A 23,511-nucleotide genomic window follows, 5' to 3' on the forward strand; every position below is an offset into this window, starting at 1 on the left:
GCACTCGCCGGGGCCCTTCGTCGTGCGTGGGTGCTGCCGTCAGCGGAAGGTCTCGCTCGCGACGGTCCACGCCCGTGCCTGCTCGCTGAGAGTGAACCCGAGGCCGGGGCGATCGGACAGCCACATGCGACCGTCACGCGTCTCGAGGCGCTCCTCGAACAGCGGGTCGAGCCAGTCGAAGTGCTCGACCCACGGCTCCAGACCGTACGTCGCGGCCAGGTGCAGATGGATCTCCATGGCGAAGTGCGGAGCCAGGGAGAGTTGGCGGCTCTCGGCGATCGTCGTGAGCTTGAGGAACTGGGTGATACCGCCGATGCGGGGCGCGTCGGGCTGGATGATGTCGGCACCGCCGGCCTCGATGAGGCGAAGGTGCTCGGCGACGCTGCTGAGCATCTCGCCGGTCGCGATGGGAGTGTCGAGCGAGCGGGCGAGCTGGGCGTGGCCTTCGACGTCGTAGGCGTCGAGCGGTTCCTCGATCCAGACGAGGCCGAACTCCTCGAAGATCCGGCCCATGCGCTGCGCGGTCGGCCGGTCCCACTGCTGATTCGCGTCCACCATGAGCGGGACGTCGGGGTCCAGGAACTCGCGCACGGCCTCGACGCGTCGCAGGTCCTCACGCCAGTTGGGCTGGCCGACCTTGAGCTTGATCGCGCCGATGCCCGCCTCGAGCGAGCGTGCGGCATTCTCCTTGACCTGCTCGATCGGCGTGTGGAGGAACCCGCCCGACGTGTTGTACGTGCGGACGGAGTCGCGCTGAGCGCCGATGAGCTTCGCCAGCGGCAGGCCCGCACGCTTGGCCTTGAGGTCCCACAGGGCCACGTCGATGGACGCGATCGCCTGAGTCGCCAGGCCGCTGCGGCCGACCGAGGCGCCGGCCCAGGTCAACTTGGTCCAGATCTTGGCGATGTCGTTGGGGTCCTCGCCGATGAGCACCGGCGCGATCTCCCGGGCGTGGGCGTACTGCCCCGGGCCGCCGGCGCGCTTGGAGTAGGAGAACCCGACTCCCTGGTGTCCGTCGCGCGTGCGGATCTCAGTGACGAGGAAGACCACTTCGGTCATGGGCTTCTGCCGCCCGGTGAGCACCTTGGCGTCGCTGATCGGCGTCGCGAGAGGCAGCACCACCGAGGAGAGCGTGACCTCCTCGATCCGGTCGATCGAGGCGGGACCGGCTGCCGCGGCCGTGAGAGCGGCGTCCGGCGACGCCAGGGCGCTGGTGGGGCGATCGGTCGACAGCGTCATGAGGCGGTCTCCTTGCTGGTGGTGTCCTGAAGTTCGGGGGCGAGCAGTTCCGTGGGCACGTTCTGATAGACGACCGGACGCACGAAGCGCTCGATCGCGCGGGCGCCGACGGACGTCGTCGCGGGCGCCGACGTGGCCGGGTACGGTCCGCCGTGCACCATGGCGTGGCCGACGTCGACGCCCGTGGGCCAGCCGTTGACGATGACCCGGCCGACCAGCAGCTCCAGCTCCGACAGCAGGGGGCGCGCCAGCTCGTGATCCTCGGCGGTGAGATGGAGAGTCGCCGTGAGCTGGCCCTCGAGGCGCTCGGGCACGACTCGCAGCTGCGCAGGGTCGTCGACGAGCACGAGCAGCGTCGCAGGCCCGAACATCTCCTGCTGAAGCTGCGGATCGGCGTCGAACGTGGCCAGGTCCGTCACGAACACGCGGGCGGTGCTCGTCGTCGGACCGTCGTCAGCCGTACCGCGGTCGAGCTCGTCGACGCCGTCGATGCCTGCGATGCTGTCGCTGATGCCCTCGAACGCGTCGCGGATGCCGCGGGTGAGCATGATCGACGGCGCCACGGCGCGGATCTGCTCGGCGGCCGCCGTCAGGAACGCGTCGGTGGCTGCGCTCCGCGGCACGAAGACGAGACCCGGCTTGGTGCAGAGCTGGCCCCCGCTGCCGGTGACCGAGGTGACGAGGCCGGCGGCGAGTCCCTCGGGGTCGGCGGCGAGGGCGCCGGGCAGGACGAAGACCGGGTTGATCGACGACATCTCGGCGAACACGGGGATGGGCACCGGTCGGTCCGCGGCAGCATCGGCGAGGGCGAGGCCGCCCGTGCGGGAGCCGGTGAACCCGACCGCCCGGATCGCCGGATGCTGCACGAGGGCGGTCCCGACCTCGTGCGTGGTGCCGTGGATCAGCGAGAACGTGCCCGGGTGAAGGCCGTGGTCGTGGACGGCGCGCGCGACGACCCGGCCCACCAGCTCGCTCGTGCCCGGGTGCGCCGGGTGCGCCTTCACGACGACCGGCGCTCCGGCGGCGAGGGCGGACGCGGTGTCGCCGCCCGCGACCGAGAAGGCGAGCGGGAAGTTGCTTGCGCCGAACACCGCGACGGGGCCGAGGGGCACGGGCCGCTGGCGCAGGTCGGGGCGGGGGAGCGGGGCGCGATCGGGCAGGGCGGGCTCCATGACCAGGTGCTGCCAAGTGCCGTCGCGCAACACGGCCGCGAAGAGGCGAAGTTGTCCCGCGGTGCGCGCGGTCTCTCCGGCGACCCGCGCGGCCGGCAGCCCGGTCTCGCGCGTCACCTGGTCGGCGATGTCCTGTGCGGCGTCCTCGATGCCCGTGGCGATGCTCTCGAGGAACCGCGCGCGGTCCTCGGGGGACGTGGTGCGGTAGCTCGCGAAAGCCTCCCAGGCCAGGCGCGCCGCGCGGTCGATGAGGGCTGCGTCGCCCTCGCCGAAGGCCGGCTCGAGCGCACCGCCCGTCGCCGGGTCGACGGCCTGGAAGGTGGGCCCGTCACCGGGACCGACGAGTTCACCGCCGATGAGGTGGTGTCCGAGGTCCGTCACGTCAGGACACCTTCTTCACCAGGTCTGCGAGCGTCGCGAGCTCGTTCTCGTCGAGATCGGTCAGCGGCGGTCGCACCGGACCGGCGGGCCGGCCGATGACCTTCATGCCCGCCTTGACGATGCTCACCGCGTAGCCGGGCTCCTGGTTGCGCAGATCGCAGTACGGGATGACGAAGTCGTTGAGCGCCCGGAACACCGTGTCGCGGTCGCCGGTGCGAACGGCGGTGTAGAAGGACGCAGCGAACTCTGGCAGGAAGTTGAAGATCGCCGAGGAGTACGTCGTCAGGCCGAGGCTCAGGTAGGGGAGGGCGAACATCTCGGCGGTCGGGAGGCCGCCGATGTACAGCAGCCGGTCGCCCAGGCGGGCGTAGATGCGCGACATCTGCTCGATGTTGCCGACGCCGTCCTTGAACCCGACGAAGTTCGGGCACTCCTCGGCGAGCTGCTCGACGAGCTGCTCGGAGTAGACGGCGTTCGCGCGGTTGTACAAGATGACGCCGAGGTCCGTGGCCTCGCAGACGGCGCGCACGTGGTGCGCGAGGCCCTCCTGGCCGGCTTCGGTCAGGTACGGCGGGAAGAGCAGGATGCCGTCGGCTCCGGCGCGCTGCGCGGAACGGGCGAGCTCGGCGGCGGTCGACGTGCCGTAGCCGGCGGGCGCGACGATCGGGGTGTCGTCAGGCGCCTCCTCGACCGCGGCGCGGACGATCTGCTCGACCTCGGCCGGTGCGAGGGAGAAGAACTCCCCGGTGCCGCCCGCGGCGAACAGTCCCGCGGCCGAGAACTGCGAGAGCCACCCGATGTTCTCCCGGTACGCCGCCTCGTCGAACTCCAGATCGTCCGTGAGGTGCGTGATCGGGAACGAGAGCAGCCCGGTACCGAGGGCACGGGCGAGGTCGGTGGGGCTCAGCGCGGTCATGGTTCCTCCGATCGTGGGTGTGCTGCGATCGTAGGAACGGCGAGTCATTCTCGTCCAACACTTCTCTTGGATGCCCTGATACCCCTCAGGGTATTGCCGCGCTGGGTCAGAGCAGGTCGTCGCGCCCGCGCTCCTGCCACGCGGCGGGCACCGCTTTGACCTGTTGTGCGTGCGCGCGCGTGGTCACCAGCACGGCGTCATCGGTGACGGCGACGACCGCGTCTGCGATGCCCACGACGCTCACCGTCTGGGCCGTGCGCGTCGCGACGAACCCGTCGGCGTCGACCCAGACCGCATCGTCGCTGTCGGCGGTGTCGGCGAGGGACGCGAAGTCGCCGAGATCGGTCCAGGCGAAGCGTCCAGGCACCACCGCGACGCCGCCGTCGAGCGACACCGGTTCGGCGACCGCGTGGTCGATCGAGATCCTGGTGAGGCGCGGCCAGTGCTCGTCGAGGACCTCGTCTCGACGGGGGGTGTCCCAGGCCGCGGCGATCGTCCGCAGTCCCTCGTGCAGCGGTGGGTGGAGACGCTCGAGGTGCCCGAGCAGGACGTCGGCCCGCGTGACGAACATCCCCGCGTTCCAGGAGAAGGCTCCGGTGGCCAGGTACGCGGCCGCTGTCTCGGCGTCCGGCTTCTCCACGAACCGCGCCACCGCGCGCGCGGTGGGCATCCCCGGAAGGCGCTCTGCGGCCTCGATGTAGCCGAAGGCGGCGGAGGCGAAGGTCGGTTCGAGGCCGATGGTCACGACCTTGCCGGTCGCGGCGACGTCGACGGCCTCGCGCACTGCCGCGTGGAAGAGTTCGTCGTCGCCGATCACGTGGTCCGCGGCGAACGAGCCGATCACGGCGTCGGGCTCCCGTGCGGCGATGACGGCTGCCGCGAGGCCGATCGCGGGCATCGAGTCGCGCGGCGACGGCTCGGCGAGCACGTCGGCGTCGCGGAGTTGGGCGGCGACGGCCGCGGCGTGCCGCTGCCCGGTGACCACGTGGATGCGTTCCGGGCCGGTGAGGGGCAGCAGGCGGTCCCATGTCTGCTGCAGGAGACTGCGGCCCGTCCCGGTCAGGTCGAGGAGGAACTTGGGGTGACTCGCCCGCGACAACGGCCACAGGCGCGTTCCGGCGCCCCCGGCGGGCACGATCGCATGCAACGGGCTCACGAGGATCTCCTTCGGACGACGTTCCGTCCGGACACTACCCAACCCCCACCTGCACGCGACCGCCTACGCAGGCTGTCGGGACGTGGTCTCGATACGGGCTCCGCAGAGCTCCGCCCTACTCGACCACCAGCGCAGGCTGTAGGTGGTCGAGTAGCGACCGAGGAACGAGGGAGCGTATCGAGACCACCTGGGGGATTGATCACCCGGGGGATCGAGGCGTTGGGCTGGCACGGGGCGCGCGGCGCTGGGCTGCGTGGGGGCGGATCGCTCGTAGGCTGTCGGCGTGGATGTCATCGCCGAAGTCGAACGTTCCGGTCTCGTCGAGAGTCGCCACCGCGGCGTCGCGGTGCGCGTGGACGCCGATGGCGCGGTGGTGTGGGCGATCGGTGAGCCCGACACCGTGATCTATCCGCGGTCCACCAACAAGCCCTTCCAGGCGCTCGCGATGCTGCGCGCCGGGTTGCCGTTGACGGGGGAGTACCTCGCGCTCGCCGCGGCGAGCCACTCCGCGGAGCCTTTCCATCTGGAGGCCGTGCGCGAGGTCCTGAGCAGGGCGGGCCTCAGTGAGGGCGCGCTGCAGACTCCGCCGTCGTATCCGGTCGACCTGCACGAGCACGCCAATGTCCTGCGCGCCGGTGGCGGGCGCCTGCGTATCCGCCACGACTGCTCGGGCAAGCACGCCGCGATGCTGCTCACCTGCGTCGAGAACGGCTGGTCGACCGAGAATTACCTCGACCTCGAACATCCCCTGCAGCAGACCATCACCGAGGTGTTCTCGGAGTTGACGGACGGCCGACCGGCGGCCATCGGGATCGACGGCTGCGGAGCTCCGCAGCATGCGACGAGCGTCCGCCACCTGGCGACCGGGATCGCGCGCATTGCGACCGCCGCCGACGGCACTCTCGAAGCGCGGTTGCGGGACGCGATGATGGCGCACCCCACGTATGTCAGCGGCACGCGGCGCGGAGAGGCCCGCTTCATGACCGAGATGCCCGGCGTGTTGGCCAAGTCCGGGGCCGAGGCCGTCTTCGTCGTGGGCCTGCCCGACGGCACGGCGATCGTCGTGAAGGTGGAGGACGGCGGCGAGCGGGCGCTGCTCGCGGTGGCCGGCCGCGCGGTGGAACTGGCGGGCTGGTCCGCGCCCATCCTCACCGAGCGCCCGCAGATCCTGGGCGGCGGCCAGCCGGTCGGGGAGATCCGCGTCGCCTTCTGATGTGAGGCAGCGCACTTTGCTGGCAGCTTGCAAACGCTAACTTTTGTTAGCACCATGGAGGCATGGCCAAGTTGAGCATGCACGGCGCCGTGGGCAACCTCGGCGAGTACGTGCGCACGCAGCGCCAGCAGGCGCAGCTCTCCTTGCGTCAGCTCGCCGAGCTCGCTGACGTCTCCAACCCCTATCTCAGCCAGATCGAGCGTGGTCTGCGCCGGCCCTCCGCGGAGGTGCTGCAGCAGATCGCCAAGGCGCTGCGGATCTCGGCGGAGTCGCTCTACGTCCGGGCCGGGATCCTCGACAGCGAGGACCTCGGACCCCGCATGGTCGAGGACGCCATCGCCCTCGATCCCCGTCTCACCGCGCGGCAGAAGTCCGCGCTCGTGGACATCTACCGATCGTTCGTCGGCATGAACGACGCCTCGAGCGACGAACTGACCGAGAAGCTCGCCCACGCCAAGGAGGACTCATGAGCTTTGCCGACACCGTGAACGCCCAACTCATGTCGCTGATCGCCGACATCAAGGCACTGCCCGCCACCGTCAAGGGCATCGACGTGGCCGACCTGCAGAAGAAGGCCGAAGGCCTCGCACAGGTGGCGCTGGAATCGGCCACCACCGCGTACACCGATCTCGTGACCAAGAGCGACGACCTCGTCGCCAAAGCCAGGAACCTCACTCTCACCGACCTGCGCACGGCGGTCGACGACCTCTCCGAGCGCGCTGACGACCTCGTCGCCGGGGTGCGTGGCCGCGTCGACGACGCCAAGGTCGACGATCTGAAGAAGGCGGTCGAGGAGTTCGCCGAGCGCGCCGACGGTCTCGTCGACGAGCTCAAGGACCGGGTCGAGGATCTCGTCGAGGAGCTTCAGGAGCGCGCTGCGTTCCTCACGGGAAAGGCGGCGGAGGTCGTCGACGACGCTGCCGCGCGGGCGCCCGCCACCGACGACCCGGCGCGAGGGACCGAGCCGGGAACGACGCCGCCGAACGCCGCCGCCACCGCTGCAGCCGCCGCCCAGCAGGCGACCGCCTCGGCGGCGCAGTCGGCCGTGACCAACGCGCCCGCACAGAACTCGCCGGCGAAGAAGACGGCTGCCACGAAGACGACGTCGACGGCCAGGAAGGCACCGGCCAAGAAGTCGGCCTCGACGGCGAAGAAGGCTCCCGCGAAGAAGTCGAGCACCACTGCGAAGAAGGCGTCCTCGACGGCCAAGAAGACGCCGGCGAAGAAGGCCGGCACCGGCAGCACGTCCACGCAGACGCCGAAGCCGACCAAGTCCTCGACGCCCGCCAAGAAGTCGACGCCGAAGAAGTCGCCCGGCACCGGAACCGACGCCTCCGCCGGCACCACGTCCGACGACTGACGCGCAGCGTCAGAGCCGGCTCCGGCGTCGGGAAAACGCCGCAGGAACCTTCGTCACGCCGCCCTCTCCCGTGCTGCGGGGGAGGGCGTGCTGCGTTCTAGGACGCCGCGATACACGCGCTCGTATCCGGTCGCCATGACCGGGAGGTCGAATCGTTCCTCGGCCTGGCGTCGGCACGCCTGCGGATCGAGGTCCTCTGCGGCGATGATCGCCGCCGCGAGGTCATCGACCGCGTCGACGATGAGGCCCGTCGTACCGTTCTGCACCACCTCGGGAACGCTGCCCCGGCGCGTCGCGACCACCGGGGTACCGCACGCCAGAGCCTCGATCATCACCATGCCGAACGGCTCCTCCCACTGAATCGGGAACACGAGGCATCGCGCACCGGCGAAGAGCTCGCGCTTGAGCGCCGCGTCGGCCTCCCCGACGTACTCGGCCTGCTGCCCCAGGCGCGGAGCGACCTCCTGCTCGAAGTACGTGTGCTCGCTCGGCTCGTTGAGCTTTCCGGCCAGCAGGATGCGGCGGCCGGCGCGGCGGGCCGCGTCGATCGCCAGGTGTGCGCCCTTGTCGGGGCTGAAGCGCCCGATCCACAACACGTAGCTGTCCTTCTCCACCGCGAGCGGGAACGAGCTCACGTCGATGGCGTTGTGTACCGTGCCGACCCAGTGCAGTCGCGGGTCGAGTCGCCGTTGCGCCGCGGAGATCGAGACGACGCCCACCGCGTCGCCGAGGCGGGCCAGGAACTCGCCGTGCTCGCCGTCGACGGGTCCGTGCATCGTGACGACGGTCGGCACGTCGCGGCCGAAGGCCAGCAGCGGGCCGGCGAGGGAGTGGTCATGGATGAGGTCGAGGTCGCGTTCGGCGAAGGCGCGCGCCGCCGTCGCGGCGGTGATGACCTCCGGAATGGCGGAGGAGCCGAGGAGTTCGGAGGGCGGGGCGGGGTAGATCGGCACGAAGTCCTGGGCGGCGGTGCCGTTCTCGCCCGCTGCGACCAGGGTGACCTCATGACCTCGCGCCACCAGTTGATCGACGAGTGCCGCGACGACTGCCTCGGTTCCGCCGTAGCCCTGCGGCGGAAGGGCGTACCAGGGAGGGGTGACCATGCCGATCCTCAGCGGCGCGTCAGCGGCCGGCGCGGCCGAAAGGTCGGACGAACGAAGAGCGAGCGACATCAAGCACTCCTTTCACTCAACCGGGACGCTCAAAGTTCCTGCTGACTAGGTCGGAGCAAACTTGCAGGTAGAGTTGTAGCAAACGTCCTTGACGAGTGTCAGTAACGCCGATCTCATTCAAGGAGAGTTCATCCGCCGATGGAACCGCGTTCCCAGCTTCAGCACGACGTCCACACCGATCGCACGCGACCGCGCGGCCTGCCGTCTGCCGACGCGCCCACCTCGACGGTGACCCTGGTGGAGGGCTCCTCGTTCTGCGTGAGCGATTTCGACGGCAGCATGCAGCCGCATCGGGCCGACGGCCTCTTCGTCCGTGATACCCGCGTGATCTCATCATGGCGGCTCACCGTCGACGGCGCCGCCGTCGAGCCGCTCGCCGTCATCCCGGCCGAGCCGTACGAGTGCCTCTTCGTGGGGCGCGCTGCCGCTCGTGCCGGCCACCCGGAGCCCACCGTCATCGTCGAGCGGCGGCGGTTCGTGGGCCAGGGGATGCGCGAGGACGTCACGGTGCGCAACTTCGGCCCCGAGGCCGTCGGTCTCGACCTCACGCTGGCGGTGGACGTGGACTTCGCCGATCTGTTCCAGGTGAAGGAGCACCGCGCCGTCGGGACGGGCGACGTGGGGCACCGGCACGTCGGGTCTGACCTGCTGTTCTGGGTCGACCGCGGCGCATCGCAGCGCGGTGTGCGGGTGACCGCGCCCGGCGCCCACGGCACGCCTCACCACCTCACCTTCCGGATCGTCGTCGATCCGCAGGACTCGTGGACCACGACCATCGAGGTGCTGCCCAGCCTGGACCAGCACGAGATCGCGCCTGTCTTTCCCTCCGATCGTCCGGTCGAGTCCGCTCAACCGGCCCACCGCATGCGAGGGTGGCACGACGCCACTCCGCGGATCGTCGCGCAGAACACCGTGCTGTCCCAGGCGCTGTCCACGAGCGAGCGTGACCTCGGGGCGCTGCGCATCACCGACCCCGACCACCCTGATGACGACGTCGTGGCCGCCGGAGCCCCGTGGTTCATGGCGTTGTTCGGCCGGGACTCGCTGCTCGCCGGCCACATGATGCTGCCCTTCGCGCCGTGGTTGGCGGTCGGCACGCTGCGCACCTTGGCGCGGTTGCAAGGACGCTCGGTCGATCGACTCACCGACGAGGAGCCGGGCAAGATCCTGCACGAGGTGCGGCTCGGGGCGGATCTGTCCCTCGCGCTCGGTGGCGACAGCGTCTACTACGGCTCGATCGACTCGACGCCACTGTTCGTGATGCTGGTGGGTCAGGCGCTGCGGTGGGGCGTGCCCGCCGAGGACCTGCGACCGCTGCGTGACGCGGTCGAGCGAGCGTGCCGGTGGATCGTGGAGTACGGCGACCGGGACGGCGACGGGTTCGTGGAGTACCAGCGCGGTTCCGACCGCGGCCTGGAGAACCAGGGGTGGAAGGACAGCTTCGACGCGCTCGTCGACGACGAAGGGCGGCCCGCGGTAGCGCCGATCGCGCTCGCCGAGGTGCAGGGCTACTGCTACGCCGCGTTCCTCGCTCGCGCCGAGCTCGCCGAGGCCTGGGGCGACGGGGGAGCCGAGGAGTGGCGCACCCGGGCCGAGGAGCTCAAGCGGCGGTTCCATGAGGCGTTCTGGATCGAGGACCTCGATTTCTACGCGATGGCCCTGGATCGCCACAAGCGACCGGTGCGCGTCGTGTCCTCGAACATCGGCCACTGCTTGTGGAGCGGCATCGTCGACGACGCGTTCGCCGACCGCGTCGTGGCGCGGCTGATGAGCGCCGAGATGTTCACCGGCTTCGGCGTCCGGACACGCTCGGCCGCCTCACCGGCCTTCAACCCGGCCAGCTACCACAACGGGTCCGTGTGGCCGCACGACACGGTGCTGACCGCCGCAGGCATGGCACGGTACGGCTTCCGCGATGAGGCGCTCCGAGTGGCCGAGGCACTCCTCGACGCGTTGGAGGCGTTCGGCGGGCAACTGCCGGAACTGTTCTGCGGATTCGACCGGGCGGAGAAGCCGGTGCCGGTGCCATATCCGACCTCGTGCTCGCCGCAGGCGTGGGCGGCGGCGGCCCCCTTCGAGATCCTCCGGCTCGCCCTGGGGCTCGAGGCCGACGTGCCCCGTGGCGAGATCCGACTCCGCCCAGCCCCGTCCACCATCGGCGCGGTGAGCATTGCTCGGCTGCCCTTGGGTTCGGCCAGGGTCGACATCGAGGCGAGCCCGCAGGGCGTCGAGGTCGAGGGGCTCCCGGCCGAGCTGCGCCACGCGGGGGATCTCGACTCCGCTGCGGGGACAGTATGATGGGGGGCCGTCGAGACGAGGCTCAGGATGACGCAGGACAACACGCCGGCGCCCGGCGACCGCTCCCCGTGGGAGGACCGGTCCGCCCCCTTCTACACCATCGGACAGGTGTCCGAACTGCTCGGACTCACACCGGCAGCGTTGCGCCGTCTGGAGGCCGAGGACGTCGTGACGCCGGAGCGCTCCGGTGGTGGGCAGCGCCGGTACTCGCGCGACGAAGTCGAGCTGCTGCGGCAGGTCAAGGAGCTCGCGGACGAAGGGATCACCCTGCCGGGAGTCCGCAAGGTCCTGGAGTTGCGCCAGCAGGTCGGTGAGCTGGAGGACGAGATCGCGACGCTGCGCCAGGAACGCTCCGAGACCGACACCTGACGGCCGTCTTCGGCGGGTCGTTAGGGTGTTGCCATGTTCACCGCGTACAGCTATCTGGCACTGGCGTTGTCGGTCATCTTGCTGTGCGTCAAAGCGTTCGCGCTGATCGACTGCATCCGTCGCCGCCCGTACGACTTCGAGCTGGCGGGCACGCTGCAGAAGAAGGCGTGGCTGGTGATCCTGGCGCTCTCGGTCGCCGTTCACCTCATCTTCGTCAGCAGCGGCCCGCTCGGCCTGCTCAACCTCGCCGGGACGGTCGCGGCGCTCGTCTACCTCGCGCAACTGCGCTCGGTCACGAGCTGACGGTCCTGCCTCGGCGGCCTGCCTTGACCAGCGCGTCGATGCTCTCCCACGCGACGATCACCACCGCGACGGTCACGAAGAACGGAGTGGCCGACTCGATCCAACCGGGGTTCCAGCCGACGTGGTCGATGAAGGCCGGGTTGAAGAGCCGGTCGGTCGTCAGCAACCAGATCAGGATCGCGCCGAATGCGACCGACAGCGCGACGGTGGCACCGGCCGCCGGCCACGTCCATCCCCGCAGGTAGACCCACACCGCCTGCACCGCCTCGAGCGCGATGAGTGCGAGCAGTGCGCCGCCCCACCACGGCCAGAGGTCGGGGTCGAGGACGGCAAGCCGTTCCCCGCCGACGAAGAACGGCTGCCACACCAGCAGAACCGCCATCGTCACGAGGAACACGAGGCTGGCGATGAGGTCGGTGCGTTCGCGAGCCGCGCCAGACGTCGGCAGTTCGGGCAGACGATCAGGCGTCCACTCCGTCTCCTTGGTGCCGTCGGGTGCCGCGCGCTCGATGAGCGCGAATACGAGCGTGGTCCAGAAGGCGATGTGCACCGCGACCGAAAGTGCCGTGGCGACGGCCGACGCGAGGACGTTCGCGGCCGATTCACCGGCTCCCGCCCCCGCGAGTGCGTCGATCACCGCGATGATCGCGGGCACGATCGCCAGAAGCGTGACCAGCAGGCGCAGCCAGATGAAGTAGTACCGCGGGCCGATGAGGTGCATGGGCCGGCTGCGGTACTCCGCCGCCAGACGCAGCGGATCGCCGAGCTCGGTAAGGGCCTGGCGTTCGGCCGCGCTCTCCTCCAGTCCGCGGGCGCGAAGATCGTCGATCGTGTCGGCGATCCGTTCACGCAGTTCGAGGTCGAGTTCGGTGCGCTCGTCGTCGTCGGTCACGAAGCGGGTGGCTGCGTGCACGTAGCGGTCGTTCAGCTGGCTCATGAGGTCTCCTCGGTGAGGTGGCGCAGGCTTGCGTCGAGGCGCTGCCAGTCGGCGATGAGGGTGGAGGCGAGGGCGTCACCCTCATCGCTGGTCCGGTAGAACTTGCGCGGCCGTGACTCCTCCGTGTTCCACTCGCTGGTCAGCAGGCCTTGCTTCTCCAGGCGGCGCAGCAGCGGATACAGCGTGTTGGCATCGACCACGATCCCGTGCTGATTGAGGCTTTCCAGCAGTGCGTAGCCGTAGCCCGGGGTGCGTAAGGCGACCAACGCGGCGAGCACCACGGTGCCTCGGCGCAGCTCCTGCAGGTGGCCGGCGACGACCGGGTCGGCAGCGGGGTCGGGGTTCATGTCTCACACCGTACTGTGTGTCGCACACTAATGACAAGCGAGACAGCATTGCGTCGGCTCACGGGGAACGGTCCAGTAGATCGGAGCTCTGCGGATCGCGTATCGCCCTCGCGTTTTGGGGGGGATGTCGCTCAGCGAGAGGGCGGTCAGGGCGTGGCGATGCCGCGCGGACGAGCCGGGTGCAACCAACGCGTGAGTATCCGGAGCAGTTCGGGGATCTCGGTCTCGTCGCCGCGGTCGCCGGAGGCGCCGGCAGCGCGGTAACCGGCGACGAGAGCGGGAAGCCAGCGCGCCACGGAGTCCGCGTTCAGCTCGGGATCGACCGAGCGCTCGTCGATGGCACGTTGCACGAGGTGGACGAGGTCCGCGTCGGCGATCGCCAACGCGCCATCGGGCGCGCCGGTCTCCACCAGTCGCACCAGCTCGTCCCACGCGCTCACCCCACGAGTGTAGGAAAGACCGTCCGGCGCGCAGGAATCATGCGACGGGTTTACCGTGTGCGAAGTGAGCAGTACACGAAGCACTACGACGCCGCGCCACTCCTGGCGCCAGCGCATCGATCCCGTCGTCTTCTTCGTCACCGGTGCCATCGCCCTCGGCTTCGTCGCCTGGGGCCTGGTGAGTACGCCCGGCCTCGCCTCGGCGTCCGGCGACGCGCAGGCCTGGGTCATCACGAACACCGGCTGGTTCTTCGTACTGGCGGCCAGCTTCTTCGTGGTGTTCGTCATCTGGCTCGCCGCCAGCAAGTACGGCAAGGTGCCGCTCGGCGACGATGACGAGAAGCCCGAGTTCCGCACCATCTCGTGGATCGCGATGATGTTCAGCGCTGGCATGGGCATCGGGCTCATGTTCTTCGGCGTCGCCGAACCGCTCTCGCACTTCGCCGCGCCTCCGCCAGGCACTGTTCCGGCCGAGACCGACGAGGCCCTTCAAGTCGCGATGGCCACCACGATGTTCCACTGGGCCCTGCACCCATGGGCGATCTACGCTGTCGTCGGCGTCGCGATCGCCTACGGCACCTTCCGCCGCAAGCGCCGCCAACTCGTGAGCTCGGCGTTCATTCCGCTGTTCGGCCGCCGGGCGGCGGAAGGTCCCGCGGGCCGCATCATCGACATGCTGGCCATCTTCGCGACCCTCTTCGGGTCGGCCGCCTCACTCGGTCTCGGCGCGCTGCAGATCGGCGCCGGACTCGAATTCAACGGCTGGGTCGACTCGGTCAGCGAGATCGTCCTGGTGCTCATCATCGTGGTCCTGACGATCGGCTTCATCGCCTCGGCCGTCTCCGGCCTGGCGCGCGGCATCCAGTGGCTCGCGAACATCAACATGGTGCTCGCCGTCATCCTCGCGGTGTTCATCTTCGTCGTCGGGCCGACCCTGTTCATCCTCAATCTGTTGCCCACGACGCTCGGCGACTACGTCTCGCAGTTCACCGAGATGGCGTCGCGCACGGCGGCCAGCGGCGACGACGCGCTCAACACGTGGCTGTCCGGATGGACGATCTTCTACTGGGCCTGGTGGGTCTCGTGGACCCCGTTCGTCGGCATGTTCATCGCACGGATCAGCCGTGGGCGGACGATCCGCCAGTTCGTCACCGGCGTGCTCGTCGTCCCCTCGCTCGTGAGCCTGGTGTGGTTCGCCGTCTTCGGCGGTGCCGCGATCGACCGGCAGCGCGTGGACGGCGACATGGTCCCCTCGGCGGGAGTCGACTCCGACCGCGCGCTGTTCGACCTGCTGAACCACTATCCGTGGGCGGCCGTCATGGCCGTGCTCGTGATGGTGCTCGTCGGCATCTTCTTCGTCTCCGGAGCCGACGCGGCGTCACTCGTCATGGGAACCCTCAGCGAGCACGGCGCGATCGAGCCGAGCCGACCGACCGTCGTGTTCTGGGGATCGCTGACCGGTGCGGTCGCTGCGATCATGCTCATCGTGGGCGGTGATGACGCCCTCACCGGACTACAGAACATCACCATCGTCGCGTCGGTCCCGTTCGTCATCGTCATGGTGGTGCTGTGCTTCTCGCTCGTGAAGGACCTGCGCACCGATCCGCTCATCCAACGTGGTGTGCTCGCCCAGGAGGTCGTCGAGACCGCGGTGATCGCCGGCATGGACGAGCACGACGGCGACTTCGCCCTGGTGGTGGAACCGGTCGAGAGCGACCCCACCGTCGACGAAGACACCGCACCGCCGGAGGGTGACCGACGCGAGGGGCGGTGAGCTCGCCGCCTCGGGGACAATGGTGACTATGCGCCTCTCCGACGTCCTGCCCGAGCGAGGCGACGAAGACGCCGTCTACGAGGCGATCGGGACGTGGGTCGAGAGCCGAGGACTCACGCTCTACCCCGCACAGGACGAGGCCATTCTCGAGCTGGTCTCCGGCTCCAACGTGGTGCTGGCGACGCCGACGGGGTCGGGCAAGAGTCTCGTCGCCACGGCCGCCATGGCGGCTGCGCTGGCGCGGGGCGAGTGTGCGGTCTACACCGCGCCGATCAAGGCCCTCGTGAGCGAGAAGTTCTTCGACCTGTGCGAGATCTTCGGAGCCGACGACGTCGGCATGGTGACCGGCGACGCGGCCGTCAACGCCGACGCTCCCATCATCTGCGCCACGGCTGAAGTGCTCGCCAACATGGCACTGCGCGAGGGCGCGGAGGCCGACATCGGTCTCGTCGTGATGGACGAGTTTCACTACTACGCCGACCCCGACCGCGGGTGGGCGTGGCAGGTGCCGCTGATCGAGCTGCCGCGGGCGCAGTTCCTGCTGATGTCCGCCACGCTGGGCGATACGACGCGGCTGCAGGCCGACCTCACGCGACGAACCGGACGCGCCACGCAGGTCGTCTCCTCGGCCGAACGTCCCGTCCCGCTGGTGAGCGAGTACGTCACGACGCCGATTCAGGAGACGATCGAACAGCTCGTGACCACGGGTCAGGCGCCTGTGTACGTCGTGCATTTCACGCAGGCGTCGGCGCTGGAGCGTGCGCAAGCACTGACGAGCGTCAAGGTGGCCTCGCGCGAGGAGCGGGACGCCATCGTCGAGGCGCTGGGCGCCTTCCGCTTCCGCTCGGGATTCGGCAAGACGCTCTCGCGCCTCGTCCGGATGGGCATCGGCGTGCACCACGCAGGCATGTTGCCGCGATACCGGCGGCTCGTCGAGCGGCTGGCGCAGCAAGGGCTCCTCAAGGTCGTCTGCGGCACCGACACCCTCGGCGTGGGCATCAACGTGCCGATCCGCACGGTGTTGTTCAGCGGGCTCGGCAAATTCGACGGAACGCGGCAGCGCACGCTGCAGGTGCGCGAGTTCCAGCAGATCGCCGGACGCGCCGGCCGGGCCGGGTTCGACACCGTCGGTCACGTCGCGGTCCAGGCACCCGAGCACGAGATCGAGAACCTCAAGGCGCTCGCCAAGGCGGGCGACGACCCGAAGAAGCGCCGCAAGGTCGTGCGCAAGAAGCCGCCCGAGGGCTTCGTCTCGTGGAACGAGCAGACCTTCGAGCGGCTCGTCGACGGCACACCGGAACCGCTCGTGTCGCGCATGCGGATGAGCCACTCGATGGTTCTCGACCTGCTCGCCCGGCCCGGCGACACCGAGGCCGCGATCGAGCACCTGATCGCCGAGTGCGACGAGTCCGAGGACGGCAAGGAGCGGCTGCGCCGGGAGGCGACGGCGATCATCGAGGCGCTGCTCGCCGGCGGCGTCGTCGAGCGCACCGACGCGGGACTCGCGCTGACCGTCGAGTTGCCGGAGAACTTCGCCCTCAACCAGCCGCTCTCACCGTTCGCGGTGGCGTGTCTCGAACTGCTCGACCGCGAAAGCCCCACCTACGCGCTGGACGTGGTCTCGGTCATCGAGGCGACCCTGGAGGACCCGCGCCCGGTGATCTCGGCGCAACGGTTCCGCGCCCGCGGCGAGGCGGTGGCCGAGCTCAAGGCCGACGGGATCGAGTACGAGGAGCGGATGGAGCTGCTCGAGGACGTGGAGCACCCGCAACCGCTGCGCGACCTGCTGGAGTCCGCCTACGAGACCTATCGCGCCGGGCACCCGTGGGTGGGCGAGCACGAACTGCGGCCCAAGTCCGTCGTGCGGGAGATGGCCGAGCGGGCGCTGACCTTCGCCGAGCTGATCGCCGACTACGGTCTCGCCCGGTCCGAGGGAGTCGTGCTCCGCTACCTGTCCGACGCCTACCGCGCGCTGGTGCGGACGGTTCCGCCGTCGTACGTGGACGAGGAACTCGCCGACCTCGTGGCCTGGCTCGGTGAGCTGGTCCGGCAGACCGACTCGAGCCTGCTCGACGAGTGGGAGCAGCTGATCGCCGGCGGCGACGAGCCTGAAGCGGTGCGACCGCTCGCCGACGGTGCCGACACTCCGCGCCCCGTCACGCGCAACGAGCGGGCCTTCCGGGTGCTGGTGCGCAATGCGGCATTCCGCCGGGTCGAGCTCGCGGCGTTGAAGCGCTGGGACGACCTCGCGGACCTCGACCCGGACATCGACTGGGCCGCGGCGATGGGGGAGTACTTCGAGGAGTACGCCGACCTCGGCACAGGTCCGGAGGCCCGCGGCCCGGCGTTCTTCACCGTCGAGGTCGGACCGGGGTCGTGGCGGGTGCGGCAGACCTTCGACGACCCGGAGGGTGACCACGACTGGGGCTTCTCCGCCGAGGTCGACCTCGCCGCGAGCGACGAGGCCGGCGAGGCCGTCCTCCGCGTCGCCAGCGTCGGCCCCTACGGCACCTGACTCTCTGGGCGGTGACTGAGCGTCCGATTTCCGCGTCGGGCGGTGGCTCAGCGTCCGTCTGAGGGCGTCGAATGGACGCTAAGTCACCGCTCCGGGGGAGAGGCGGGCCGATGCCGAAGCGCGCCGCTTCGGTGGATACGGGGTAGCGCGGACCACACGCGGTCGGCTAGCGTTCGACCTAAGCAAGCGCTTAGTCAATCTGACGAAGGAGTCGCCCATGCCTCGCGTGTTCGAGAGCCTCGACGAGTTCAAGGCCGCAGCCGGGGAAGAGCTCGGCACCAGTGACTGGCTGACGATCACCCAGGAGCGGATCGACACGTTCGCCGACGCCACGGGCGACCACCAGTGGATCCACGTCGACCCCGAGCGCGCCGCCTCCGGGCCGTTCGGCAAGACCATCGCCCACGGCTACCTGACCCTCTCCCTGCTGCCGACGCTGGCCGAGCAGATCTACGCTGTCAACGGGCTCGCGTTCGGTGTGAACTACGGCGCCAACAAGGTCCGCTTCCCGCACCCTGTCCCCGTCGACTCGCGTGTTCGCGCGACCGGGACGCTCAAGGAGACGAGCGACATCGCGATCGGCACCCAGGCCGTCATCTCCTTCGTCATCGAGATCGAGGGCGTCGACAAGCCCGCCTGCATCGCCGAGGTCGTCTACGTCATGTCGGCCGGAAACGGAGCCTGATTCATGGAGTTCGCCTTCGACAGCACCACCCAGGACCTCATCGAGCGCATGAACGCGTTCATGGACGAGGTCGTCTACCCGGCCGAGCCCACCGCGCACGAGCAGATCGAGCGCAACTACCGCGAGGACCGATGGGAGCCGCCGGCGATCATCGAGGACCTCAAGGCCGAGGCCAAGCGCCGGGGACTGTGGAACTTCTTCCTCCCCGGCGAGAAGGGCGCGGGCCTGACCAACCTCCAGTACGCTCCGCTCGCGGAGATCACCGGTCGCAGCATCCAGTTGGCGCCGCCGGCCGTCAACTGCGCCGCGCCGGACACCGGGAACATGGAAGTGCTGCACATGTTCGGCACCGACGAGCAGAAGCAGCAGTGGCTCGAGCCGCTGCTGGCCGGTGAGATCCGGTCGGCGTTCGCGATGACCGAGCCGGACGTCGCCTCGTCGGACGCCACGAACATCGAGACCTCGATCGTCCGTGACGGTGACGAGTACGTCATCAACGGCCGCAAGTGGTGGATCACCGGCGCGATGAACCCCAACTGCAAGGTCTTCATCGTCATGGGCAAGACCGACCCGACGGCCGAGCGTCACCGCCAGCAGTCGATGATCCTCGTTCCGCGCGACACCCCGGGGCTCGAGGTCGTGCGGGGCATGCACGTGCTCGGCTTCCACGACCGCGATCACGGCGGTCACGCCGAACTGCGCTTCACCGACGTGCGCGTCCCCGCCAGCAACCTCATCGGCGGTGAGGGCGAGGGCTTCGCGATCGCTCAGGCCCGCCTCGGGCCGGGCCGCATCCACCACTGCATGCGCTCGATCGGCCTGGCTGAGCGCGCCGTCGAGATGATGGTCAAGCGCGCCAGCGAGCGGGTCGCCTTCGGCAAGCCGATCTCCGATCAGGGCGTCGTGCGCGACTGGATCGCCGAGTCGCGGGTCAAGATCGAGCAGCTGCGTCTGCTCACCCTCAAGACCGCCTGGCTGATGGACACGGTCGGCAACAAGGGGGCGCACACGGAGATCCAGGCCATCAAGATCGCGACGCCGCAGACGGTCGAGTGGATCCTCGACAAGGCCATCCAGGTGCACGGCGCCGGTGGTCTCAGCCAGGACTTCCCGCTGGCCGAGATGTTCGCCGGCATCCGCACGCTCCGCTTCGCCGACGGCCCCGACGAGGTCCACAAGAACTCGCTCGCCCGCGCCGAGATCCGAAAGCAGCTCGCGCGATGAGCAGGCGCGCGATCGTCACGGGCGCGGCGGGCGGCATCGGGCTCGCGGTCGCCCGGGCGCTCGTCGCGCGCGGTGACCAGGTCGTCCTCACCGACCTCGACGAGGCGCGCCTCGCCGAGGCGGCGGGCGACCTGGCGCAGCCGTACGTCGTCGCCGACGTCGCGTCCGACGACGGCATCTCCGCGCTGCTGACGCGTGCTGATCAGGAGTTCGGCGGCGTCGACCTGTACGTCGCGAACGCCGGAGTGTTCCGCGGGTTCGGCCTCGACGCTCCCGAGTCGGACTGGGCGCTGTCGTGGGACGTCAACGTCATGGCGCACGTGCGGGCCGCGCGGGCGCTCGTCCCTCGCTGGGTGGACGGCGACGGCGGCATCTTCGCGGTCACCGCGTCGGCCGCCGGGTTGCTCACGCAGTTGGGGTCGCCGACGTACTCGGTCAGCAAGCACGCTGCCGTCGGATTCGCCGAGTGGCTCGCCGCCACGTACGGCGACCGCGGAGTCCAGGTGTGCTGCCTGTGCCCCATGGGCGTCGCGACTCCCATGATCGAGGGCGGCGAGAGCCGCGAGGAGAGCGAAGCGCGGCTCGGCCACAAGGCCGTGTCGACGGCCGGCGCGGTGCTCGACGCCGACACGGTCGCGCAGACCCTCCTCGAGGCGATCGACGCCAAGCGCTTCCACGCGCTGCCGCACGTCGAGGTGGGGCGGATGTACGCCCAGAAGGCCGCCGACCCCGACCGGTGGCTCGCCGGCATGCAGCGGTACCGCGCATCTCTGGAGGTCTGATCTGCCTCGCGTCCTTCGTGCTGCGGGCCACGACCCGCAGCACGAAGGACGTTCCGGGCGCGGCGTAGGCTGACGGCATGGCGATCGAGTTGCTGTCCCCTGCGCAATTGGAGGAGATGCGTCCGGCCGGGCGCTTCGTCGGCGAGGTGCTGTCGGCCCTCGTGGAGGCGGCCGACGTGGGGGTCGATCTGCTGGATCTCAACGACCTCGCGCACCAGATGATCAAGGACCGCGGCGCCGAGTCCTGCTACATCGACTACGCGCCGTCGTTCGGTCGCGGCCCCTTCGGCAAAGTGCTCTGCACCTCGGTCAACGACGCCGTCCTGCATGGCCTCCCGCACCCGTACAAGCTCAAGGACGGCGACCTCGTCAGCTTCGACTTCGCCGTGAGCGTTGACGGCTGGGTCTGCGACTCCGCGGTCAGCACGATCGTCGGCACTCCGCGGGACGAGGACGTCCGGCTGATCGAGACCACCGAACGCGCGCTCGCCGCCGCGATCGACATCGCCCGGCCCGGCACGAAGCTCGGCGACATCGGCCACGCCATCGGTGAGATCGCCCGCGAGGCCGGGTATTCGGTCAACACGCAGTTCGGCGGTCATGGCGTCGGTCGCACGATGCACGGCGATCCGCACGTGCCCAACGACGGCCGGCCGGGCCGCGGCTTCCCCCTCAAGCCCGGGCTCGTGATCGCGATCGAGCCGTGGCTGCTCGCCACCACGGATGAGATCGTCATGGACCCCGACGGATGGACGATCCGCAGCGCCGACGGCTCCCGCGGCGCGCACAGCGAGCACACCATCGCGATCACCGAGGGCGACCCGATCGTCATGACCCAGCGGTCCTGACCCCCCGCAGGACGGTTCCTTACCTGCCGCCGCCCGGCGTGGTGAGGAAGGCGTCCTCGAGCTGGGCGCAGACGGCGAGGAGCAGCCCGTCCTGCCTGTGATGAGCCGCGAGCATGACGCCGATCGGTAGCGCCGGAGTGTCGCTGGACTCCTCGGTCGCGTACACCGGCAGGCTCGCCGCCGGCTGGCCGCTCATGTTCATGAGCGCCGTGAACGGCGTGAAGAGCAGCTCGCGCCGGTGAATCTCCAGGGGATCCTCAGGGCTCGTGAACCATTCGGTGGGTTGCGGCGGTAGTGCGAGGGTGGGCGTGAGGAAGAGGTCGAATTCGGCGAGCCCCGCCAGGGTCGCGCGTGTGGTGAGTTCGAGGAAGCCCATCGCGGCAGCCAGGTCCGGGGCGCTCGCCCGTCCGCCGCGCTCGCGCCAGTACCGCGTCGTCGGCCGCAGCAGACCTTCGGCTTCCGGTGGGATCGGCGCCGCCGCCATCCCCGCGGACCACACGACGTTGAACTGCGCTTCCAACTCGGGCGTCCATGGATTGTCGATGTCGACGATCTCGTGACCGGCCGCCGCGAGGAGTGCGCTGGCGTGCTCCCACGCTGCGATCGATGCGGGCGACGTCTCCACGAAGTCGAGGTAGGGGCGGCTCCATCGCGCGATACGCAGTCGGCCGGGATCGCGGCGGGCCTGCTCGCGGAAGGGGGTTTCGGGGACCGGGCTGATCCGTGAATCTCCGGGCATCGGCCCGGCCAGGACGTCCAGGATGGCGGCAGCGTCGCGCACCGTGCGGGTGAGCGCGCCATCAGTCGCGAGGCCGTTCCACTGCACCCCTTCGGGGCCGGCGCTGACGAGCCCGCGGCTCGGTTTGAGACCGAAGATGCCGCAGTTGCTCGCCGGGATGCGGATCGATCCGCCGCCGTCGCTGCCGAGGGCGACGGGCACCAGCCGCGCGCTGACGGCTGCCGCGGCACCGCCACTGGAGCCGCCGGCGTTGCGCGTGGTGTCCCACGGCGTCACGCTCGGTCCGACGAGGTCGTTGTCGGTGAACGAGGACAGCCCGAACTCAGGGGTGTTGGTCTTGCCCAGGCTCACGAATCCGGCGTCACGCACCCGGCGCACGACGTGCGCGTCGACGTCGGGCACCTGCTCGGCGAGCAGCCGGGAGCCGAGCGTCGTGCGCAGTCCGGCGGTGGAGGTGAGGTCCTTGATCGCCGTCGGCACCCCGCAGAACGGCGGCGCGTCGCCCTGCTCGAGCATCCGGTCGGCTCGAGCCGCCTGCTCGATCGCCGCGTCAGGCGTGACGGTCACGAAGGCGCCGTACTCCTCACCGGCGATCCGGTCGAGGTGGTGCCGGACGAGTTCGCTGCTCGTGATCTCGCGGCGGCGCAACAACGCGGCCTGGTCGTGGGCGTCGAGGTCGTGCAACTCGCGGCTCATGGCCCCAGCCTAGGGTCCTAGACTCGAGCGGTGGCCACGCCGAAAGTGATCTTGTACTACGCCTTCGCGCCGTTGCCGGATCCCGAGGCGATCCGGCTGTGGCAGCACACCCTCGCCGATTCGCTCGGGCTGCGCGGGCGCGTGATCGTCTCCCCGCACGGCATCAACGGCACCCTCGGCGGCGACGTCGTGGAGCTGAAGAAGTACGTCCGCGGCTTGCGGTCGTACGCGCCGTTCAAGGACGCCGACATCAAGTGGAGCCAGGGTGCGGCGCTGCCCGACGGCACCACCGCCCTGTTCCCGCGGTTGAGCGTCAAGGTGCGCGACGAGCTGGTCGCGTTCGGTGCGCCCGACGCCCTGAAGGTCGACGAGGACGGTGTCGTCGACGGTGGCACGAAGCTGACCCCGGAGGAACTGCACGAGCTGGTGGCCAGCGAGGACGTCGTGTTCTTCGACGGCCGCAACCACATCGAGTCCGAGATCGGCCGGTTCCGCGGGGCCGTCCGGCCGCCGGTGGAGACGACGCGCGAGTTCCTGGACCTGCTGGACTCGGGCGCCTACGACCACCTCAAGGATCGTCCGGTCGTCACCTACTGCACGGGCGGCATCCGCTGCGAGGTGCTCACCCCGCTGATGAAGCAGCGCGGCTTCCGTGAGGTGTACCAGCTCGACGGCGGCATCGTGCGGTACGGCGAGACGTTCGGCGACGACGGGTTGTGGGAGGGCTCGCTGTACGTGTTCGACGGCCGCGTCGCGACCGACTTCTCCGATCACGCGAAGGTCGTCGGAACGTGCGACCGCTGCGCCGGACCGACCAAGAGCGTGCGCGACTGCGTCGACGTCGCGTGCGTACGGCAGTTCGCCCGCTGCGACGCGTGCATGAGCGCCGATCCCGGCTGCGACGCCCACGCCCTCACCGCCGTCATGGACTAGATGGCCGAGTGG

The 23,511-nt window shown here is 69.9% G+C and carries 22 protein-coding genes; 13 read left to right on the forward strand and 9 right to left on the reverse strand.

All coding sequences use genetic code 11. The annotated features are described in order from the left end of the window. Nucleotides 1-39: 39 nt before the first annotated feature. The 4 genes from EHW97_RS05480 to EHW97_RS05495 all read right to left on the reverse strand — a co-directional run bounded on the left by EHW97_RS05480 (nucleotide 40) and on the right by EHW97_RS05495 (nucleotide 4,864). Nucleotides 40-1,239, reverse strand: a complete 1,200-nt coding sequence (locus tag EHW97_RS05480; RefSeq protein ID WP_124236158.1) for an L-talarate/galactarate dehydratase — start codon at nucleotides 1,237-1,239, stop codon at nucleotides 40-42. Then, entirely contained in the window at nucleotides 1,236-2,792 is a 1,557-nt protein-coding gene (locus tag EHW97_RS05485; RefSeq protein ID WP_124236159.1) for an aldehyde dehydrogenase (NADP(+)), read from the reverse strand. Before EHW97_RS05485 ends, EHW97_RS05480 begins: the two co-directional genes overlap by 4 nt. 1 nt (nucleotide 2,793) lies before the next feature. Beyond that, nucleotides 2,794-3,708: a 5-dehydro-4-deoxyglucarate dehydratase gene (gene kdgD / locus EHW97_RS05490; protein WP_124236160.1), complete on the reverse strand. Its 915-nt coding sequence runs from the start codon at nucleotides 3,706-3,708 to the stop codon at nucleotides 2,794-2,796. 106 nt (nucleotides 3,709-3,814) lie between these two features. Then, nucleotides 3,815-4,864 (reverse strand): mannose-1-phosphate guanylyltransferase, encoded by a 1,050-nt coding sequence (locus tag EHW97_RS05495; protein WP_243696314.1) that lies wholly within the window; start codon nucleotides 4,862-4,864, stop codon nucleotides 3,815-3,817. A gap of 283 nt (nucleotides 4,865-5,147) precedes the next feature. Between EHW97_RS05495 and EHW97_RS05500 the strand changes: the two genes are divergently transcribed. The 3 genes from EHW97_RS05500 (at nucleotide 5,148) to EHW97_RS05510 (ending at nucleotide 7,437) form a co-directional block, all read left to right on the forward strand. Next, complete coding sequence (locus tag EHW97_RS05500) at nucleotides 5,148-6,077, forward strand: asparaginase (RefSeq protein WP_124236161.1); 930 nt, start codon at nucleotides 5,148-5,150, stop codon at nucleotides 6,075-6,077. A gap of 62 nt (nucleotides 6,078-6,139) precedes the next feature. Beyond that, nucleotides 6,140-6,547, forward strand: a complete 408-nt coding sequence (locus EHW97_RS05505; RefSeq protein WP_124236162.1) for a helix-turn-helix domain-containing protein — start codon at nucleotides 6,140-6,142, stop codon at nucleotides 6,545-6,547. After that, complete coding sequence (locus tag EHW97_RS05510; protein ID WP_124236163.1) at nucleotides 6,544-7,437, forward strand: hypothetical protein; 894 nt, start codon at nucleotides 6,544-6,546, stop codon at nucleotides 7,435-7,437. Before EHW97_RS05505 ends, EHW97_RS05510 begins: the two co-directional genes overlap by 4 nt. A 53-nt stretch (nucleotides 7,438-7,490) precedes the next feature. Here EHW97_RS05510 and EHW97_RS05515 read toward each other — a convergent pair whose 3' ends face one another. After that, complete coding sequence (locus tag EHW97_RS05515) at nucleotides 7,491-8,609, reverse strand: glycosyltransferase family 4 protein (protein WP_124236164.1); 1,119 nt, start codon at nucleotides 8,607-8,609, stop codon at nucleotides 7,491-7,493. 138 nt (nucleotides 8,610-8,747) lie between these two features. Between EHW97_RS05515 and EHW97_RS05520 the strand changes: the two genes are divergently transcribed. From EHW97_RS05520 to EHW97_RS05530, 3 genes are read left to right on the forward strand one after another with little or no spacing between them, the layout of a single operon-like run. Further along, the gene (locus tag EHW97_RS05520) at nucleotides 8,748-10,907 is read left to right on the forward strand and encodes an amylo-alpha-1,6-glucosidase (RefSeq protein ID WP_124236165.1); all 2,160 of its coding nucleotides are present in this window, start codon (nucleotides 8,748-8,750) and stop codon (nucleotides 10,905-10,907) included. Nucleotides 10,908-10,934: 27 nt separating this feature from the next. Beyond that, on the forward strand, nucleotides 10,935-11,276 hold the full coding sequence (locus tag EHW97_RS05525; RefSeq protein WP_124236166.1) for a MerR family transcriptional regulator: 342 nt from the start codon (nucleotides 10,935-10,937) through the stop codon (nucleotides 11,274-11,276). A gap of 33 nt (nucleotides 11,277-11,309) precedes the next feature. Further along, nucleotides 11,310-11,579 carry a DUF2516 family protein gene (locus EHW97_RS05530; RefSeq protein WP_124236167.1) on the forward strand — a complete coding sequence of 90 codons (270 nt, stop codon included), beginning with the start codon at nucleotides 11,310-11,312 and terminating at the stop codon, nucleotides 11,577-11,579. Here EHW97_RS05530 and EHW97_RS05535 read toward each other — a convergent pair. The 3 genes from EHW97_RS05535 to EHW97_RS05545 form a co-directional block, all read right to left on the reverse strand. Then, entirely contained in the window at nucleotides 11,569-12,516 is a 948-nt protein-coding gene (locus EHW97_RS05535) for a permease prefix domain 1-containing protein (RefSeq protein ID WP_124236168.1), read from the reverse strand. The two genes, EHW97_RS05530 and EHW97_RS05535, sit on opposite strands and share 11 nt — an antisense overlap. Next, on the reverse strand, nucleotides 12,513-12,863 hold the full coding sequence (locus EHW97_RS05540; RefSeq protein WP_124236169.1) for a PadR family transcriptional regulator: 351 nt from the start codon (nucleotides 12,861-12,863) through the stop codon (nucleotides 12,513-12,515). The genes EHW97_RS05535 and EHW97_RS05540 overlap by 4 nt, the downstream gene beginning before the upstream one ends. Nucleotides 12,864-13,009: 146 nt before the next feature. Further along, nucleotides 13,010-13,303, reverse strand: a complete 294-nt coding sequence (locus EHW97_RS05545) for a hypothetical protein (RefSeq protein WP_124236170.1) — start codon at nucleotides 13,301-13,303, stop codon at nucleotides 13,010-13,012. A 64-nt stretch (nucleotides 13,304-13,367) separates the two neighbouring features. On the opposite strand from EHW97_RS05545, the gene EHW97_RS05550 reads away from it, so the two are divergent. The 6 genes from EHW97_RS05550 (at nucleotide 13,368) to map (ending at nucleotide 21,131) form a co-directional block, all read left to right on the forward strand. Then, a complete protein-coding gene (locus tag EHW97_RS05550) occupies nucleotides 13,368-15,077 on the forward strand; it encodes a BCCT family transporter (protein ID WP_243696315.1) in 1,710 nt (569 codons plus the stop codon). A gap of 28 nt (nucleotides 15,078-15,105) precedes the next feature. Continuing rightward, a complete protein-coding gene (locus EHW97_RS05555; RefSeq protein ID WP_124236172.1) occupies nucleotides 15,106-17,592 on the forward strand; it encodes a DEAD/DEAH box helicase in 2,487 nt (828 codons plus the stop codon). Nucleotides 17,593-17,809: 217 nt separating this feature from the next. Continuing rightward, entirely contained in the window at nucleotides 17,810-18,277 is a 468-nt protein-coding gene (locus EHW97_RS05560) for a MaoC family dehydratase (protein WP_124236173.1), read from the forward strand. A 3-nt stretch (nucleotides 18,278-18,280) separates the two neighbouring features. After that, nucleotides 18,281-19,501 carry an acyl-CoA dehydrogenase family protein gene (locus EHW97_RS05565; RefSeq protein ID WP_124236174.1) on the forward strand — a complete coding sequence of 407 codons (1,221 nt, stop codon included), beginning with the start codon at nucleotides 18,281-18,283 and terminating at the stop codon, nucleotides 19,499-19,501. Next, complete coding sequence (locus EHW97_RS05570) at nucleotides 19,498-20,283, forward strand: SDR family oxidoreductase (RefSeq protein ID WP_124236175.1); 786 nt, start codon at nucleotides 19,498-19,500, stop codon at nucleotides 20,281-20,283. Before EHW97_RS05565 ends, EHW97_RS05570 begins: the two co-directional genes overlap by 4 nt. A gap of 77 nt (nucleotides 20,284-20,360) precedes the next feature. Beyond that, nucleotides 20,361-21,131 carry a type I methionyl aminopeptidase gene (gene map, locus EHW97_RS05575; protein WP_124236176.1) on the forward strand — a complete coding sequence of 257 codons (771 nt, stop codon included), beginning with the start codon at nucleotides 20,361-20,363 and terminating at the stop codon, nucleotides 21,129-21,131. A gap of 19 nt (nucleotides 21,132-21,150) precedes the next feature. Here the strand turns inward: map and EHW97_RS05580 are convergent, their stop codons facing one another. Continuing rightward, nucleotides 21,151-22,566, reverse strand: coding sequence for an amidase (locus EHW97_RS05580; RefSeq protein ID WP_124236177.1), 1,416 nt, complete (start codon nucleotides 22,564-22,566; stop codon nucleotides 21,151-21,153). Nucleotides 22,567-22,596: 30 nt separating this feature from the next. Between EHW97_RS05580 and trhO the strand changes: the two genes are divergently transcribed. Beyond that, on the forward strand, nucleotides 22,597-23,499 hold the full coding sequence (gene trhO, locus EHW97_RS05585; RefSeq protein WP_124236178.1) for an oxygen-dependent tRNA uridine(34) hydroxylase TrhO: 903 nt from the start codon (nucleotides 22,597-22,599) through the stop codon (nucleotides 23,497-23,499). The last annotated feature ends 12 nt before the right edge of the window (nucleotides 23,500-23,511 follow it).

Source organism: Aeromicrobium camelliae, assembly GCF_003850045.1.
GTDB lineage: Bacteria > Actinomycetota > Actinomycetes > Propionibacteriales > Nocardioidaceae > Aeromicrobium > Aeromicrobium camelliae.

Excerpts from the sequence above, each read along its gene's own strand:
- EHW97_RS05580 (WP_124236177.1), bottom strand. The coding sequence starts at position 22,566 with ATGAGCCGCGAGTTGCACGACCTCGACGCCCACGACCAGGCCGCGTTG.
- EHW97_RS05525 (WP_124236166.1), top strand. The coding sequence starts at position 10,935 with ATGACGCAGGACAACACGCCGGCGCCCGGCGACCGCTCCCCGTGGGAG.
- EHW97_RS05570 (WP_124236175.1), top strand. The coding sequence starts at position 19,498 with ATGAGCAGGCGCGCGATCGTCACGGGCGCGGCGGGCGGCATCGGGCTC.
- EHW97_RS05510 (WP_124236163.1), top strand. The coding sequence starts at position 6,544 with ATGAGCTTTGCCGACACCGTGAACGCCCAACTCATGTCGCTGATCGCC.
- EHW97_RS05480 (WP_124236158.1), bottom strand. The coding sequence starts at position 1,239 with ATGACGCTGTCGACCGATCGCCCCACCAGCGCCCTGGCGTCGCCGGAC.
- map (WP_124236176.1), top strand. The coding sequence starts at position 20,361 with ATGGCGATCGAGTTGCTGTCCCCTGCGCAATTGGAGGAGATGCGTCCG.
- EHW97_RS05555 (WP_124236172.1), top strand. The coding sequence starts at position 15,106 with ATGCGCCTCTCCGACGTCCTGCCCGAGCGAGGCGACGAAGACGCCGTC.
- EHW97_RS05560 (WP_124236173.1), top strand. The coding sequence starts at position 17,810 with ATGCCTCGCGTGTTCGAGAGCCTCGACGAGTTCAAGGCCGCAGCCGGG.
- EHW97_RS05520 (WP_124236165.1), top strand. The coding sequence starts at position 8,748 with ATGGAACCGCGTTCCCAGCTTCAGCACGACGTCCACACCGATCGCACG.
- kdgD (WP_124236160.1), bottom strand. The coding sequence starts at position 3,708 with ATGACCGCGCTGAGCCCCACCGACCTCGCCCGTGCCCTCGGTACCGGG.
- EHW97_RS05540 (WP_124236169.1), bottom strand. The coding sequence starts at position 12,863 with ATGAACCCCGACCCCGCTGCCGACCCGGTCGTCGCCGGCCACCTGCAG.
- EHW97_RS05565 (WP_124236174.1), top strand. The coding sequence starts at position 18,281 with ATGGAGTTCGCCTTCGACAGCACCACCCAGGACCTCATCGAGCGCATG.
- EHW97_RS05505 (WP_124236162.1), top strand. The coding sequence starts at position 6,140 with ATGGCCAAGTTGAGCATGCACGGCGCCGTGGGCAACCTCGGCGAGTAC.
- EHW97_RS05535 (WP_124236168.1), bottom strand. The coding sequence starts at position 12,516 with ATGAGCCAGCTGAACGACCGCTACGTGCACGCAGCCACCCGCTTCGTG.
- EHW97_RS05530 (WP_124236167.1), top strand. The coding sequence starts at position 11,310 with ATGTTCACCGCGTACAGCTATCTGGCACTGGCGTTGTCGGTCATCTTG.
- EHW97_RS05515 (WP_124236164.1), bottom strand. The coding sequence starts at position 8,609 with ATGTCGCTCGCTCTTCGTTCGTCCGACCTTTCGGCCGCGCCGGCCGCT.